The sequence below is a fragment of the Kibdelosporangium aridum genome, assembly GCF_900176515.1.
GTDB lineage: Bacteria > Actinomycetota > Actinomycetes > Mycobacteriales > Pseudonocardiaceae > Kibdelosporangium > Kibdelosporangium aridum.
On sequence record NZ_FWXV01000016.1, the window covers coordinates 122,771 to 138,563 of the forward strand.

Sequence of the window (15,793 nt, forward strand, 5' to 3'; positions counted from 1 at the left end):
GAGCGCTGTTTCTTCACGTCCGTCGGCATCCGTTCTGGCGGCTGCGCTGTCTTCACTGGATAGCTGACCCTCCTCCCTTCCGCACCTTCTTCCGCGGAACCCACGGAGGAGGGTTGTCGGCTCGCGGGTTCCGCGCTCCCAGCTCCCAGAAACCACAAGGAACATGAGCAAGCAGACGTACGTGCGCAGCAAGCCGCACGTCAACATCGGCACGATGGGCCACGTCGACCACGGCAAGACCACGCTGACCGCGGCGATCACCAAGGTGCTCGCCTCACAGAGCGGCAACACGAAGTACGTGGCCTTCGACAAGATCGACCGCGCGCCCGAGGAGATCGAGCGCGGCATCACGATCAACATCTCGCACGTCGAGTACGAGACGCCGACCAGGCACTACGCCCACGTCGACATGCCGGGGCACGCCGACTACGTGAAGAACATGATCACCGGCGCGGCCCAGCTGGACGGCGCGATCCTGGTCGTCTCGGCCGAGGACGGCTCGATGCCACAGACCCGTGAGCACGTCGTGCTCGCGCGTCGAATAGGTGTCGAGCACATCGTCGTCGCGCTGAACAAGGCGGACCTCGTGGCCGACAGCGACCTGCTCGACCTCGTCGAGCTGGAGGTTCGTGAACTGCTGAGCCGCTACGGCTTCGACGGCGACGCGGTCCCGGTCGTGCGGGTCTCCGGCCTCAAGGCTCTTGAGGGCGACCCGGCGTGGGAGCAGAAGATCGTGGAGCTGCTCGAGGCGGTCGACGAGTACGTGCCGACTCCGGTACGGCGGCTCGACCTGCCGTTCCTCATGCCGGTGGAGAACGTCATGACCATCACCGGCCGCGGCACGGTCGTGACCGGCGCGGTGGAGCAGGGCACGATCAAGCTCGGCGACACCGTCGAGGTGGTCGGTCTCGACGAGACGTTCTCCAGTGTCGTGACGGGCTTGGAGATGTTCGGCAAGTCGCTGGAGCGGGCCGAGGCGGGTGACAACGCCGCAGTGCTGCTGCGTGGCGTGAAGCGTGACCAGATCCGGCGCGGCCAAGTGCTGGCTCTGCCGGGAAGTGTCACGCCGCACCGGAAGTTCCGTGCGGACGCGTACGTGCTGACCGAGCAGGAAGGCGGTCGGCGCAAGCCGATCCACGACAACTACCGGCCGCAGTTCCACTTCCGGACCAGTGACGTGCCGGGTGCGGTGCTGATCAACGCGACGACTCTCGACGCGGCGACGGTCATGCCGGGTGACAGCACGGAGTTCGTGGTCGAGCTCGGCAAGCCGGTCGCGATGAGCAAGGGGCAGGGCTTCGCCATCCGCGAGGGCGGGATCACCGTCGCCGCGGGCACAGTGGCCGAAGTCCTGGACTGAAACAGTGTGGGGCCACCCGTAACAAGGTGGCCCCACACGATCACTGGCCGATCTGGGCGCCGAACGCTTGCAGCGCTTCGGTTACCGGCTGGAAGAACGTCACGCCACCTTGCGTGCAGTCACCGGCGCCGCCGGAGGTCAGGCCGAGGGCCGTACCGTCCTGGGTGAACAGCGGACCACCGCTGTCGCCGCCCTCGGCGCACACCGTGGTCTGGATGAGCCCGGTGACCCGGCCTTCTGGGTAGTTCACGGTCGCGTTCAACCCGGTCACCCGGCCGTCGTTCAGCCCGGTCGTGCTGCCCATCCGCAGTACGTTCTGGTTCACCCGCGGGTTGGCGGCCCGCTGGATCTGCACCGTGCCGTTGCCGGTGTCCACTGCGCTCGGTGCGTTGGTGTTGGCGTTGTTGTACGACAACAAGGCGAAGTCACCGTTGCCGGGGAACACCGACTCCTGAACGGTGGCGACAGGCCTGCCGCCCTGCGTCAACGACCACTGGTTCCCGGCTGCTGTGCAGTGCCCGGCAGTGAGAATGCCCGGGGCGCCGTTGCTCATGGTCACGTTGAAGCCCAGCGAACACCGGCCCTGGCCGGCGAAGATCGCGTCGCCGCCCTCGGCGAACAACCTGAACTGCCCGGGTGCGCGCTGCACCTGGACCTTGTCGCTGCGGGCGGTCAGCAGGCTGGCCCACTGGTCACTGTTGACGGTGCTGTCCGCGGTGATCAGGGTCTGACCGGTCTCCGGGTCGGTCGCCCACGCGGTGCCCACCATGCCCCGCATCTGGTCGACGCTGGGCACAGCCGGTCGAGAATTGTGCGCGCTGGCCTGGGGAATCGCGAAGGCGGCCGCGGCGGCCAGTGCGACACCCGCTGCCGCGATGATCGCCTTCTTGCGGGTGATCTTCCTGTGTGCGTTGCGCATGTCGAAGCCCTCTCGGCGGTATGTCCTTCACTACCCGTACGGGCAATCGGTGCGCAGCGGTTCAGACCAGTTTCGCTGAATTGATCAGGACGGGTCGGCGTACCAGGCTGCCGCGCCGGGTGCGACCCGCCGATCGGCCCGAGTTTCTTGCCGGTCGTCTTCGTGGCGGCACCGATCGGTTGTTCCGCGCTGTGGCCTTGAACGGCGCGCCTTGCGGGGTCCGTTTTCCCGGTCGAACGGTTTTCCCTTGGAAAGGAAGAAAAATGCGAGCATTTTCGCGTGGAGTGCTGACCGCGGTGTTCACGGCGGCGCTGAGCGCTGGGGCGATCGGGATCGCGGCACCTGCTCAAGCGGCGCCCACGACAAGTGCGACCGCACCGACGAGCAACGCGAACAACCAGAACCAGCAGCAGAACAACCGAAACAATCAGAACCAGCAGCAGAACAATCAGGCGTGCGATGCCCAGCAGCGGCAGAACGCCAACCGGGCGGCGAACAACGCCTCCAGGCGGGCACAGCAGTCCCGTAACACCGCCAACCGAGCCGCCCAGCGCGCGGCACAGGCACAGAAGGCTGCCAACAGGGCGGCGAAGCGCGCCGCGAACGCTCGGCAGGCCGCGAACGCCGCTGCCAACCGCGCACGCCAATCACGTCAGCAAGCCGACCAGCAGAACGCCAACCGCGCGCAGCAGCAGGCCAATCGGTTGAACCGGCAGGCGAACCGCGCCAAGCAGCGTGCCGCGGGCCAGGCCAACCAGGCGGCACGGGCTCGTCAGCAGGCCAACCGCGCAACAGGCCAGGCGAACCGCGCGGCCGCCGCCGCACGCAGGTGCGCCGCGTAGACCCCCAACCGGCGGGTGGGGAAGGGCCTGTACCCGGGGTTTGAGGGTTCCCCGGGTACAGGCCTCATACAGGCAGGACTCCCGCGTCATGCGCGATGATCGCGGCCTGGACCCGGTTGGCACAGCCCAGTTTCGACAGGATGCGGCTGACGTACGTCTTGACCGTGCCTTCGCCCATGTACAAACGCCTTGCGGCATCAGCGTTCGAAGCACCGAGCCCGATCATGACGAGCACTTCGCGTTCCCGGTCGGTCAGCGTGCCGACCAACCGCCGTGCTTCGGCTGTCCGGCCTTCGTCGCCGTGCAGGTACTCGTTGATGATCTCCCTGGTGATCCGCGGCGAAAGGATCGCGCCGCCGTGTGCTGCGGCGCGCACCGCCTGGATCAGCTCCTGCGGACCGGTGTCCTTGAGGATGAATCCGGCGGCGCCTGCCCGCAGGGCCCGGGCGATGTAGTCGTGCTCGCCGAACGTGGTGAGCATGACCACGTGCACCGCAGGGGCTTTCGCGACGATCTGGTCGAGGGCCGCCAGGCCGTCCATCCCCGGCATCCGGATGTCCATCAGGACGACGTCGACGCCAAGACGGCAGGCCATCTCCACCGCTTGCCCGCCGTCTTCGGCCTCCGCGGCCACTTCGATGTCCTCGGCGTGCCGCAGCACCAGCCGGACACCCGCGCGCAGCAGCCGCTCGTCATCGGCCAGCAGAACCTGAATGCGTTCCATGGTTTTCCGTTCACCCGGCGGGGAAGCCGAACCGGGCTTTGTCGATGAGGACGTCCTGCTGGAAACAGAAGCGTTCGATCACGGCGTCCTCGCTGAACGCCGAATACCAGCAGTCCGAGCCGGGTGGACGGGCGGACTCGACGGCGGTCGCGGCGGTGCGGGCGAGCGGATCGTCCTGTCCGATGAACTCGACGACCGTGGCCCGCGGCGCGCCGATGGGGATCGATTCGAACGTCACCTCCTGCGGGTCGTCGATCGGGTCGAACGTCACCGAGCCGAACGTGAACGAGAGGATCGCGGTGGGTGCGACCAAGCCGATCGCCAGCACAGCCGACATTCCGGCACGGGCCCATCGGTCGTCGGTCTTCTCGTCGTTGTCGGGCGCGGGCGGGACGAGCACCGGCGGCAGGTCCGCGGTGATCCGGAATCCACCAGCAGGCATCGGTCCGGCGTGGCATGTCCCGCCCAGGAGCCGTACCCGCTCTTTGACCCCGACCAGACCAAGACCCGACCCGGGCTGACCGGTCCCGCCTGGATGGCCAGCGTCGATGACCTCCACCCGGACACGATCCGGGCAGTACGCGACAGAGACCTTCGCGGGCGCTCCCGCTGCGTGCCGGGACACGTTCGTCAGGCCTTCACGCACGATCCGGTGCACCGCCTGCCGGATCGGCAGCGCCGTGCCCGTCAAGTCGGCGCCCTCCCAGGTCAGTTCGACTTTGACCCCGGCGGCTTGTGCCTGCGTTATGAGCTGGGAGATGTCCGACCAGGTGCCGGTGTGATCGTTCGGCTGAGTGGTGACGGGGTTACGGTGCCGCAGCATCCCGAGTGTCGCGCGCAGTTCGTCCATCGCGGTTTTGGCCGTGCCGCGGATGAGCCGGGCCGGTTCGCTGGCCTGGGTGCCGTCGAGTTCGAGGCTCCCGGCGTACAACGAGATGAGGCTGAGCCGATGGCCGAGCAAGTCGTGCATCTCCTGTGCGATCCGCGATCGCTCCTGCAGCTTGGCGTACCGGGTCTGTTCCCGCAGCGCACCGATCAACTGCTCGCGCTGACCAAGGAGTACCTGCACGGTGGCCGGGCCGAGAACGCACACCAGCGCGGCGACGCCGAACGCGATGACCGTGGTCTGCCACTGGAATCGAGAGCAGATCAGCGCTATCGAGAACGGCACCGTCGCACCCATCGCGAGCGTGGCGACGCGGCGGCGCACCGACCCGATCCGGCTGGCGACCGTGTACGAGGTCAACGCCAGCGTCGCGCCGGTCGCGGGATACCACGCGAACAGCAACGCAGCGGCGAGTAAGGCAGTTGCAGGAAACCGTCGCCGCAACAAGGCGGGCACGACCGCTCCGGCGACGACGAGCGCTGTCACCGCGGGGTTGTCACACTCCGCAGGACTCCACTCGACGTTGATGTAGCCGTAGACGACGGCCAGGTAAGTGAGCGCCCCGATGAATGCCAGCAGAACAAGTTCACGCCCGAGCGCTCCGGCCCATGGGGCGAGCCGGGGCGCTCGGGCCAACGCGTGTGCGCCGCTCATGTCCAGCTTTACGTACTGCCGTGCTCGCCGGTTCTCAGCCTTGAACCGGCTTGAGGCAGTAGGTGACCGCGGGTTCGGGATACGCGATCCCTTCTTCGGTCTCCGGGCAGCCTGCCGTGTCGCCCATGCCGGGGATGATCTTGGTGACCCTGACCGCCTCGGGGTCGGTGCACGCGGAGCGACCCCAGCCCTCGGTGTCCTCGACCGGCCGGTAGCACCCGCCTTCGAGCAGGTTGGGCACCAGGCAGAGCCTGCCGCCGCCGGACTTCGCCACGACCTCGGCGTAATCGGACAGGCTCGCGGGACACTTCCCGTTCGCGTCCGTGACGACCGTGCCTACCTTGTACAGGGCGGTCTCGCAGCCCGCGTTGGTGACGTCAGCCCGGTCGTCGTCGGCTTGGTTGGACACGGTCACGCACTCACCCGCTTTCGCCGCGAGCGCTGGACCGCTGATGAAGTTCACCGTGATGAACAGTGCGGCGCCTGCGACGGCCAGTACCGCGGTCACGACCAGGACGAGCTTCTTCATGATCGGGTTCCTTTCTCTTCGCCTGTCATTACGGCCTGGTGACCGGGCGTGGCCCGCTCACCAGGCGAAGCAGAGGCGAAGGTCTTGGCAGGCAGGCCGGGTGGCGGGCAGATCGAGACGATCGGCGACTTGCGCTAGCGGCGTCTGATCACTAGGTGCGCCGAGTCCACGCGAGGTGCCGGGCGGAAGCAGTTCGCCGGGATCCGCCTGGCTATGCGCAGCTCGTATTTGGCTGCCCATTTCGCGGTCTCTGTTGTCCGCGCGGCCACGATTCGCCGGGCGAACCCCCACTCGACCACGAGGTCGGCGCCCACAAGGGACCGTCGCGGCCGGGACAGCAGCCGTCGCAGCAGCACTGTGGACACCGCGTACGGAATGCTTGCCACGACTGAGAAATCGCGACTCGGCAGTGGCACTGTCCGAAGATCCGCGTGCACGACCTTGACCAGGGGCTGGTCGGCGAACCGCCGGTTGAGCTTGCGCACGAACGCGGGGTCGCGCTCGATCGCGAGGATGCGTGACCCGGTCGCGGCCAGGGGAGCGGTGAGCGTGCCGGGACCGGCCCCGAAATCGATCACCAGGTCACCGGGCCCGACTCCAGACGAGCGGATCAGCTGCCGGATCACGGCGTGTGCGGACAGGAAATGGACCCCACTGGGGTTGGGAAGCATTGTCGGCTCCAGCGCGGAACAGAGGGTTCAGATGAGCGCTGTTGTTTGGAGGCGACAACGGCCTACCGAAGATCTGCTCGCAGGATCGAGCATCAGCACTGCGCCCGGGAAATCGGACTCAGCTGGAAATCAGCAGGTAGATGCGGCCGCGCGCCTCACAGGCTGCGCAGCCGGCCCACGCCGTAGAAACATCCCACGGCTTCGACGTTATCAACCGGGCACAATCGAATTTCCGGCCGACGGACTAGGGTTACCCCCGGGTATGAAGGGAGCGTCCAGTGGCGGACATAGCAGCGGAGCTGTCCGGGATCGTCGGTGCCGAGTACTTGCTCGCGGGGGACGCGATCGGCGAGGACTACGCGCACGACGAGGCGTTGAGCAGCGAGCCGGTGAAGCCGGCGTTCGTCGCCCGCCCGGGCAACGCCCAGCAGGTCGCGCAACTGCTGAAAGCCGCCTCTGAGCTGGGAGTTCCAGTCACCGCTCGTGGCTCGGGCTCGGGTATGTCCGGTGCGGCGCGGCCCCGCGAGAACGGCCTGTTGATCTCGTTCGAGCGGATGTCCGCGATCCTCGAGATCGACACCGAGAACCATGTCGCCGTGGTGCAGCCGGGCGTGAGCCTTGAGGACCTGGACGCCGAACTGGCCAAGCACGGCCTGGTCTACCCGGTGTACCCCGGTGAGCTCAGCGCGAGCGTCGGCGGCAACGTCGGCACGAACGCGGGCGGTATGCGGGCCATCAAGTACGGCGTGACCCGCAACAACGTCCTCGGTCTTGAAGCCGCGCTGCCCACCGGCGAGCTGATCAGGACCGGCGGCAAGTTCGTCAAGACGAGTACCGGCTACGACCTCACCCAGCTGATCATCGGCTCAGAAGGCACCCTCGCCCTGGCGACCGAGGCCATCCTCAAGGTCCAGCCGCGGATGCCGCACCAGGGCACAGTGCTCGCACCGTTCGTCGACCTCGACGAGGTGGCCAGGGCCGTGCCGAAGGTCGTGTCCAGCGGCGTCGGCCCGTTGATCCTCGAATACATCGACGGCCTGACCATGGGCGCCATCACCTACCGGGCGCAGTTGCAGCTCGGCGTTCCCGACGAGGTCAGGGAAAAGTCGCACGCGTACCTGGTCGTGCAGTTGGAAAGCCGCAGCGCCGACCGGCTGGAAGAAGACGTCGCCGAGGTCGGCGAACTGTTGGCGGGCCTGGGTGCCATGGACGTCTACGTGCTGGACGGATCAGCCGCGAACAAGCTGATCGACGCGCGGGAGAAGGCGTTCTGGGCCGCCAAGGAAGCCGGCGCCGACGACATCATCGACACGGTGATCCCCCGCGCCTCGTTGCCGCAGTTCATGGAGCGCGTGCGGGCGATCGCACAGGAGAACAACACGTTCGTGATCGGCTGCGGGCACGCGGGTGACGGCAACGTGCACCTCGCCGTGCTGCAGAAGGACCACGAAGTACGCGACCGTGTGCTGCACGACCTGTTCGAGGCCGGGATCAACCTCGGTGGCGCGATCTCCGGCGAGCACGGCATCGGCCGCAAGCACACCGAGCGGTTCCTCGCGCTGACCGATCCGGCCAAAGTGGACCTGATGCGCCGGATCAAGACCGCCTTCGACCCGGCAGGCATCCTCAACCCCGGTGTTCTCTTTGACTGAGTGTCCTTTTCGACTGAGTTGGAGTCCTTGAAGAAGATGAACGGCGCACAGGCCCTCCTCCGCACGCTCGTCGACGCGGGTGTGAACGTCTGCTTCGGCAACCCGGGCACTTCCGAAATGCATTTCGTCGCCGCACTGGACTCCGTGCCGGAGATGCGCGGCATCCTCGGGCTGTTCGAGGGTGCGGTGACCGGCGCGGCCGACGGCTACGCGCGGATGGCCGACAAACCGGCCGCCACCTTGCTGCACCTGGGCCCGGGTCTCGCCAACGGTCTGGCGAACCTGCACAACGCGCGCCGCGCGCGGACCGGGATCGTCAACGTCGTCGGCGACCACGCGACGTACCACAAGCAGTACGACGCTCCGCTCGAGTCGGACATCGAGGCGCTGGCCAACACGGTCGGCTGGACCCGGACGAGCGGTTCGACCGAAGCGCTTGCCACAGACGCCGCCGAGGCCGTGAAAGCCGCGCAGGCCGGGCAGATCGCCACCTTGATCCTGCCCGCTGACGTCTCGTGGGGTGACGGTGGCGTGCCCGCGGCGCCGCTTCCGCCGCCGGTGCGTCCGACCGTCGCCGAGACCACGGTGCAGGCGATCGTCGACGTCCTCAAGTCCGGTGAATCGACCGTGATCCTGTTGGGCAACGTGGGTACGCGGGAGCGTGCGATCCGTGCGGCGAACCGGATTTCCCAAGCCACGGGCGTGAAGCTGTTCGCCGAGACCTTCCCGACGCGCATCGAGCGGGGCGCCGGCGTGCCTGCCCTGGAACGTCTGGGGTATTTGGCCGAGCAGGTCACGTGGCAGCTGACCGATGTGCGCCACCTCGTGCTCGCGGGTGCCAAGTCGCCGGTGTCGTTCTTCGCTTATCCAGGCAAGGCAAGCGATCTGGTGCCGGACAACTGCAAGGTGCACGTGCTCGCTGAGCCGGCTGACGACATCACCGCGGCCCTCGAAGCCGTCGCGGACGTCGTCGCTCTGGGCGTGGAACCGGTGGTGCAGGAGGCAAAGCGGCCCGAGCTGCCGACCGGCGACCTGACTCCGCAGAACTGGGTCGACGTGATCGGCGCGCTGCTGCCGGAGAACGCGGTGATCGTCGACGAGTCGAACACCTCGGGTCTCCTGCTGCCGGTGGCGACCGCGGGCGCGCCCAAGCACGACGTGCTGACGTTGACCGGCGGTTCGATCGGCTTCGGCCTGCCGAACGCGGTCGGTGCTGCGGTCGCGTGCCCGGCCCGGCCGATCATCTGCCTGCAGGCGGACGGCAGCGCGATGTACACGGCGTCGGCGTTGTGGACGATGGCCAGGGAAGGCCTGAACGTCACGACCGTGATCCTGTCGAACCGCTCGTACGCGATCCTCAAGCTGGAGCTGCAACGGGTCGGTGCCGAGAGCACTGGCCCGAAGGCGTTGGACTGGCTCGACCTGTCACGTCCCGACCTCGATTTCGTGTCGCTGGCAACGGGTATGGGCATTCCCGCCACGCGCGCCGCCACCGCGGAGGAACTGGCCGACCAGTTCCGCGAGGCACAGGCGCAGCCGGGGCCACACGTCATCGAGGCCAGCATCCCGACTTTGTTCTGAGCATGTCCGTGGAAATCCGGCACGTGCGGATGAGCGATCCGCACGTGCTGTCCCTGTTGCAGGACCTGGAGCGCGAATACACCACGCGCTACGGGTTCCTCTACGAAAGCCTGGTGTCGTATCCGGCGGAGCGGTTCGCGCCACCCGACGGCGCGTTCATGCTGCTGTACGAAGACGGCCACGCGATTGCGGGTGGGGCGTTCCAGCGGCATTCCGGGAACACAGCCGAGATCAAGCGGATGTGGACCCACCGGGAGCACCGGCGCCGTGGCCTGGCCGCGCGGGTGCTCGCCGAATTGGAAAGGGAAGCTGCCGGACGCGGGTACACCCGGCTGCGTCTGGACACCGGCCCGCGCCAGCCGGAGGCGACAGGCTTGTATCTCGCAAACGGGTACAAGCCGTTGTTCGACCTGGCAAATCCGCCGTCGTCGGGTCCTTTGCCCTTCGAGAAGGAGCTCGCCTCAAGTAATTTGGGGGAGTGACCTCGCTTCCTGCCGGCGCCACGACCGAAGACCCGGACGTTCTTGCCGCGTACAGCACCGACCGGGCGACCTTTTGCCCGAGCGGCACCCCCAGAGCGTTGGTCAGGGCGAGGTCGGTCCAGGACGTGGTCGAGACCCTCGAGTGGGCATCCGCGAACAACGTCCCTGTCGTCCCACAGGGTGCACGCACGGGGCTTTCCGGCGGCGCGAACGCGATCGACGGATGCGTGCTGCTGAATGTGGAGAAGCTCGACCAGATCCTCGAGATCGACGTCGAGGAGCAGATCGCGGTCGTCCAGCCGGGTGTCATCAACGCGACCCTGGCCGCGGCGGTCGCGGACAAAGGCCTGTACTACCCGCCGGATCCGGGGTCGAAGGACATTTCGTCGATCGGCGGCAACGTGGCGACCAACGCAGGCGGTATGTGCTGCCTGAAGTACGGCGTCACTGGTGACTTCGTCCGTGCGCTCCAGGTTGTCCTGGCAGACGGCCGCGTCATGCGGACGGGACGGCGGACCGCCAAGGGCGTAGCCGGTTATGACCTGACCCACCTGTTCGTCGGCTCGGAAGGCACCCTTGGCGTGGTCACTGAGGTGACTGTCGCACTGCGGCCCGCTGCGGCAAGGCCATTGGCTGCCGTCGCGTTCTTCGACACGACGGCAGATGCGTGCCGGGCGGTCGCTGACCACCTGGGCGCCGGATTCCGGCCTCCCGCCCTTGAACTGATGGACGCTGCGACCATCGAAGCCGTCGGCAAACTGCGTGACCTGGGATTCCCACCTGGCGTCGGCGCCGTGCTGATCGCGCAGTCCGACGCGGGCACCAAAGCACCCGAGGAACTCGCCGCCTTCGAACTGTCGGCCCGCAAGTGCGCGGCGACCGAGGTGATCGTGTCCGACGACCCAGCCGAAGCAGACCTGCTCATGCAGGGCCGCAGACTGGTCGGCCTCGCGTTGGAGCAGTATCCGGCGTCTCTCGTCGACGACGTGTGCGTGCCTCGCCGCAACCTGGCCGCGTTAGTCGACGGCGTCGAGCGGATCGCCGCGTCGTACGGGGTCTTGATCGCAACGTGCGGCCATGCGGGCGACGGCAACATGCATCCGACCGTGCTGTTCGACCACTCACAGGCCGAGGCCGCGCAGCAGGCGTTCAACGAGGTCATGCGACTCGGCCTGGAACTCGGCGGGACCATCACCGGCGAGCACGGCGTGGGCTTGCTGAAACGGGAATGGCTGGCGCGTGAGCTGGACGAGGCCGCGCTCTGGTCGCACTACCAGATCAAACAAGCGCTGGACCCGCGCGGAATCCTGAACCCCGGTCGAGTGATCAACTCGACGGTCACTGGACGCGGGCAAAACGATCAAAGATCATCTTAACTGGGAGAGGTGCCGGCGAGGGAGTGTTGTAGCGATGCGGACCTTGCGGCGGGAACTGGCTCGGATCTGGTCTGTGGTGACGGATCGGCCACGATGGCAGCTGGTATTCGCGTGCGTCGTCTCGGTGTGGACCTTCGCGTGGGTGGTGGGTCAGGGGATCGCTCCGCCGATGTCTCCCTTGGAAGTCCCCAAGGCGCTGCTCGACTGGGCGGGCGCGCCGGTCGGGTGGCTGGAGGCGGCCGGGGACTGGGCCCGTGACCCGTCCCGCTGGTGGGTGTTCTCCGTCCTCGCGGTGTGCGGTGGCCTGCTGTGGTCCGCGACGACGGAACGTGCCCAGCTCACGGCCCTGTTCGGCTGGCTGACGGTGATGGCCGCGGCGGAGGGGATCGGCTACCACCCGGCGATCTTCCGTGCGCTGATCGCCATGGGCGCGTTCATCACGATCCTCTGGCTGCTGTCGTTGCCCGGCAAGGTCTCGGTCATGAACAACCGCGTCACGCTGGTGCCTCGGGACGTCCTGCGTGCCGGGGCGACTGCGGCGGCGATGGCCGCGATGGTCCCGCTGCTGGCGTTGGGGTTGGTGGTGGTCCGGTTGGTCCGTCCGTATGTCACGCGACCGCCGAAGGTCGTCGTCCCGCGGGCCCGTGAGGCGTCGGAACAGCAGAAGACTCTCGTTCGAGACTGAAACGCCACCCTTCGATGGGTGTGGTGCAGACCACACAGTGGTACAACAGAAGACGTACGTTCTGTTTCCATGGGAGGGTCTCCAATGGCGGATACCCAGAACATCGTGGTCGGTGTGCCGCGCGAGTCGGCCCCTGGAGAACGACGGGTTGCGCTCGTCCCCAAAGTCGTGGGACGCCTGCGGTCCGCAGGGCTGAACATCGTGGTCGAACCCGGCGCCGGTGGTGGGGCGTTGATGTCGGACTGGCTCTACGAGGAAGCCGGGGCCACCCTCGGCGATCCGTGGGCCTGCGACGTGGTCGTGAAAGTCGCGGCCCCGACGGACGAGGAAATCGGCCGTCTGAAACCTGGCAGCGTGCTGATCGGCTTCCTCGGCACGAACGTCGCGGACGCGTTGGCCGATCGCGACGTGTGCGGCCTGGCGATGGAAGCCATTCCGCGGATTTCCCGCGCACAGTCGATGGACGCGTTGTCGTCGCAGAGCAGCGTCGCCGGTTACCTGGCTGCTTTGCTTGGCGCGCAACACCTGACGCGTTTCTACCCGATGCTCACGACCGCCGCTGGGACTGTCCCTCCGGCGAAAACCTTGGTTCTAGGTGCTGGTGTCGCCGGTCTGCAGGCCCTGGCGACGGCTCGCCGTCTCGGCGCGCAGACCACGGGATACGACGTGCGTCCCGAAGTCGCCGAACAGGTGCGTTCGGTCGGCGCCAAGTGGCTGGACCTCGGTATCGAGGCTGTCGGTGAGGGCGGGTATGCGCGCGCGTTGACCGACGAGGAACGCGCCGAGCAGTTGAAACGCTTGAACGAAGCCGTGATCGGCTACGACGTCGTCATCACCACCGCGCAGGTGCCGGGCCGTCGCGCTCCGGTCCTGGTGACCGAGGACTCGGTGACCGCGATGCGTGCGGGCAGCGTTGTCGTCGATCTCGCTGGGGAAACCGGCGGGAACTGCGAGCTGAGCGTGCCCGGCGAAGTCGTCGTGCGGCATGACGTGACGATCGTGGCGCCGCTGAACCTGCCCGCGACGATGCCGGAGTCCGCGAGCGAGCTGTACTCGCGCAATGTCCAAGCCCTGCTTGAACTTCTGATCACCGACGGACGGCTGACGCTCGACTTCGACGACGAGATCGTCGCGTCCGCCTGCGTGACGAGGAGGTCGTGATGCTGGTCCAGAACCTGGCCATCCTTGTGCTCGCCGGTTTCGTGGGATTCGCGGTGATCTCCAAGGTGCCCAACACCCTGCACACCCCGTTGATGTCAGGTACGAACGCCATCCACGGCATCGTGCTGCTGGGTGCGCTGATCGTGCTCGGCCTCGGCGCGACCGGAACCCTCGACCAGATACTGCTGGTGGTCGCGATCGCGTTCGGCACGATCAACGTGGTCGGCGGCTTCCTGGTGACCGACCGAATGCTCGGGATGTTCAAGCAAAAGGAGCCACGGGAATGAGCTGGCTCCAGGACCCCGTCACGATCCAGTGCCTGTACATCGTGGCGTTCGGGCTTTTCATCTACGGCCTGATGGGCCTGACCGGGCCGCGTACCGCTGTGCGCGGCAACTGGCTGGCCGCTGTCGGTATGGCGATCGCGATTCTCGCGACCGCGCTGACACCGGGCATGGGCAACTGGTGGCTGATCCTGCTCGGGATCGCGTTGGGTACGGCCATCGGGATTCCTGCGGCACGCAAGGTGAAGATGACCGCGATGCCCCAGATGGTCGCGCTGTTCAACGGCGTCGGCGGTGGTGCGGTCGCTTTGGTCGCGTGGGTTGAGTTCCGGCAGTCCCATGGGTTTGCCGACGAGGCCGCGCACGTCTCGATCGCGACCCTGTTCGCCGCGCTGATCGGATCGGTGTCGTTCTGGGGGTCCAATGTGGCCTTCGGCAAACTGCAGGAGATCTTGCCGGGCAAGCCAATCAGCGTCGGCAGGCTGCAACAGCCGTTGAACCTCCTGCTGTTGCTGATCGGTGTCGCCTGCGGTGTCGCGGTCGTGGCGGGCGGCACGTCCGAGTGGCTGATGGCTGGCATTCTCGTGTCTTCGGCACTGCTCGGGCTGATGGTCGTGCTCCCGATCGGTGGCGCGGATATGCCTGTGGTCATCTCCCTGCTGAACGCACTGACCGGTCTGAGCGCGGCCGCGACCGGCATCGCGCTGGACAACACGGCGCTGATCGTCGCCGGGATGATCGTCGGCGCGTCCGGCACGATCCTGACCAACCTCATGGCGAAGGCCATGAACAGGTCGATCCCCGCGATCGTCGCCGGCGGGTTCGGCGGCGGTGGAGGACCGAGCTCGTCCGGACCGGCGAACAAGACCGTCCGGCAGACCAGTGCCTCCGACGCGGCCATCCAGATGAGCTACGCCCGTCAGGTTGTGGTTGTCCCTGGTTATGGCATGGCCGTCGCTCAGGCACAGCACGCTGTGCGCGAGATGGCCAAGGAGCTGGAGAGCAAGGGCGTGTCCGTCTACTACGCCATCCACCCTGTCGCCGGGCGCATGCCTGGGCACATGAACGTGCTGCTCGCCGAGGCCGACGTGCCCTACGAGCACCTCAAGGAGATGGACGAGATCAACGGGGAGTTCTCGCGGACGGACGTGGCGCTGGTGATCGGGGCGAACGACGTCACCAACCCGGCCGCGCACACCGACCCGAGCTCGCCGATCTACGGCATGCCGATCCTGAACGTGAACGAGAGCCGCTCGGTCATCGTGCTGAAGCGGGGGATGAGTCCGGGGTTCGCCGGCGTGGACAACGAGCTCTATTTCGACCCGCGCACCTCGATGCTGTTCGGCGACGCGAAGAAGTCAGTCTCGGCGGTTGTGGAGGAACTCAGAGCCCTCTGAGTTGAACGCCGGCGGAACACCGGGTGGGGCCCGCTTGGGCCCCACAGGCCCGTTTCGGGGCCTCTGACCTGCGGTGATGCAGTTAAGGGGACCCCCCTGAAACGGCCCGTTTCGGGCCGTGTAACTTATTCCATGTCAGCGCAGAACGGGCCCCGGGAAACGGGGAACGGAGCGCAGACCCCAAAAACTAGCAGTACAAGCCCTCTGATAGAGTGTTTCTCACTCCGATGAGTGTGCGTGTGTTGTTTGAGAACTCAACAGTGTGTCGATCTATTGAAAGCCAGTAGAGCTTTTATTTGAACCTCGTCTTAGAGGTTCCTTTGAGATGGACAGATGGACCAGATTGGTTCTGGTTTGTCAGGACGTCGAATTTTTCAACTAGAGCATTGTTGGAGAGTTTGATCCTGGCTCAGGACGAACGCTGGCGGCGTGCTTAACACATGCAAGTCGAGCGGTAAGGCCCTTCGGGGTACACGAGCGGCGAACGGGTGAGTAACACGTGGGTAATCTGCCCTGCACTCTGGGATAAGCCCGGGAAACTGGGTCTAATACCGGATACGACTTGCAGTCGCATGACTGTGGGTGGAAAG

The 15,793-nt window shown here is 66.7% G+C and carries 15 protein-coding genes and 1 rRNA gene; 11 read left to right on the forward strand and 5 right to left on the reverse strand.

Going from position 1 to position 15,793, the window contains the following annotated elements; all coding sequences use genetic code 11:
• Positions 1-163: 163 nt before the first annotated feature.
• Complete coding sequence (gene tuf / locus B9C43_RS50665) at positions 164-1,360, forward strand: elongation factor Tu (RefSeq protein WP_084434433.1); 1,197 nt, start codon at positions 164-166, stop codon at positions 1,358-1,360.
• Positions 1,361-1,400: 40 nt separating this feature from the next.
• Here the strand turns inward: tuf and B9C43_RS50670 are convergent, their stop codons facing one another.
• Complete coding sequence (locus B9C43_RS50670) at positions 1,401-2,279, reverse strand: S1 family peptidase (protein ID WP_051897389.1); 879 nt, start codon at positions 2,277-2,279, stop codon at positions 1,401-1,403.
• Between the two features lie 263 nt (positions 2,280-2,542).
• Between B9C43_RS50670 and B9C43_RS50675 the strand changes: the two genes are divergently transcribed.
• Entirely contained in the window at positions 2,543-3,121 is a 579-nt protein-coding gene (locus B9C43_RS50675) for a hypothetical protein (protein ID WP_143447179.1), read from the forward strand.
• 64 nt (positions 3,122-3,185) lie between these two features.
• On the opposite strand, the gene B9C43_RS50680 is transcribed toward B9C43_RS50675, so the two are convergent.
• The 4 genes from B9C43_RS50680 to B9C43_RS50695 form a co-directional block, all read right to left on the reverse strand.
• Entirely contained in the window at positions 3,186-3,845 is a 660-nt protein-coding gene (locus B9C43_RS50680) for a response regulator (RefSeq protein ID WP_084434435.1), read from the reverse strand.
• A gap of 10 nt (positions 3,846-3,855) precedes the next feature.
• On the reverse strand, positions 3,856-5,385 hold the full coding sequence (locus B9C43_RS50685; RefSeq protein ID WP_084434436.1) for a sensor histidine kinase: 1,530 nt from the start codon (positions 5,383-5,385) through the stop codon (positions 3,856-3,858).
• A gap of 34 nt (positions 5,386-5,419) precedes the next feature.
• Entirely contained in the window at positions 5,420-5,914 is a 495-nt protein-coding gene (locus tag B9C43_RS50690) for an LppU/SCO3897 family protein (protein ID WP_033391752.1), read from the reverse strand.
• 134 nt (positions 5,915-6,048) lie between these two features.
• Complete coding sequence (locus tag B9C43_RS50695) at positions 6,049-6,585, reverse strand: 23S rRNA (adenine(2058)-N(6))-methyltransferase Erm(C) (protein ID WP_084434437.1); 537 nt, start codon at positions 6,583-6,585, stop codon at positions 6,049-6,051.
• Positions 6,586-6,863: 278 nt separating this feature from the next.
• On the opposite strand from B9C43_RS50695, the gene B9C43_RS50700 reads away from it, so the two are divergent.
• The 9 genes from B9C43_RS50700 to B9C43_RS50740 all read left to right on the forward strand — a co-directional run.
• Positions 6,864-8,237, forward strand: a complete 1,374-nt coding sequence (locus B9C43_RS50700; protein WP_033391751.1) for an FAD-binding oxidoreductase — start codon at positions 6,864-6,866, stop codon at positions 8,235-8,237.
• Between the two features lie 36 nt (positions 8,238-8,273).
• The gene (locus tag B9C43_RS50705; RefSeq protein ID WP_084434457.1) at positions 8,274-9,818 is read left to right on the forward strand and encodes an acetolactate synthase large subunit; all 1,545 of its coding nucleotides are present in this window, start codon (positions 8,274-8,276) and stop codon (positions 9,816-9,818) included.
• 2 nt (positions 9,819-9,820) lie between these two features.
• Positions 9,821-10,300 (forward strand): GNAT family N-acetyltransferase, encoded by a 480-nt coding sequence (locus tag B9C43_RS50710; RefSeq protein WP_143447180.1) that lies wholly within the window; start codon positions 9,821-9,823, stop codon positions 10,298-10,300.
• On the forward strand, positions 10,297-11,676 hold the full coding sequence (locus tag B9C43_RS50715; RefSeq protein WP_084434438.1) for an FAD-binding oxidoreductase: 1,380 nt from the start codon (positions 10,297-10,299) through the stop codon (positions 11,674-11,676). Before B9C43_RS50710 ends, B9C43_RS50715 begins: the two co-directional genes overlap by 4 nt.
• Positions 11,677-11,710: 34 nt before the next feature.
• Complete coding sequence (locus B9C43_RS50720) at positions 11,711-12,361, forward strand: hypothetical protein (RefSeq protein WP_051897386.1); 651 nt, start codon at positions 11,711-11,713, stop codon at positions 12,359-12,361.
• A gap of 84 nt (positions 12,362-12,445) precedes the next feature.
• Positions 12,446-13,522, forward strand: a complete 1,077-nt coding sequence (locus B9C43_RS50725) for an NAD(P) transhydrogenase subunit alpha (RefSeq protein ID WP_033391749.1) — start codon at positions 12,446-12,448, stop codon at positions 13,520-13,522.
• Positions 13,522-13,809, forward strand: a complete 288-nt coding sequence (locus B9C43_RS50730; RefSeq protein WP_084434439.1) for an NAD(P) transhydrogenase subunit alpha part 2 — start codon at positions 13,522-13,524, stop codon at positions 13,807-13,809. Before B9C43_RS50725 ends, B9C43_RS50730 begins: the two co-directional genes overlap by 1 nt.
• Positions 13,806-15,203: an NAD(P)(+) transhydrogenase (Re/Si-specific) subunit beta gene (locus B9C43_RS50735; RefSeq protein WP_084434440.1), complete on the forward strand. Its 1,398-nt coding sequence runs from the start codon at positions 13,806-13,808 to the stop codon at positions 15,201-15,203. Before B9C43_RS50730 ends, B9C43_RS50735 begins: the two co-directional genes overlap by 4 nt.
• A gap of 386 nt (positions 15,204-15,589) precedes the next feature.
• Positions 15,590-15,793: ribosomal RNA gene (locus tag B9C43_RS50740) — 16S ribosomal RNA — on the forward strand; the annotation flags it as partial.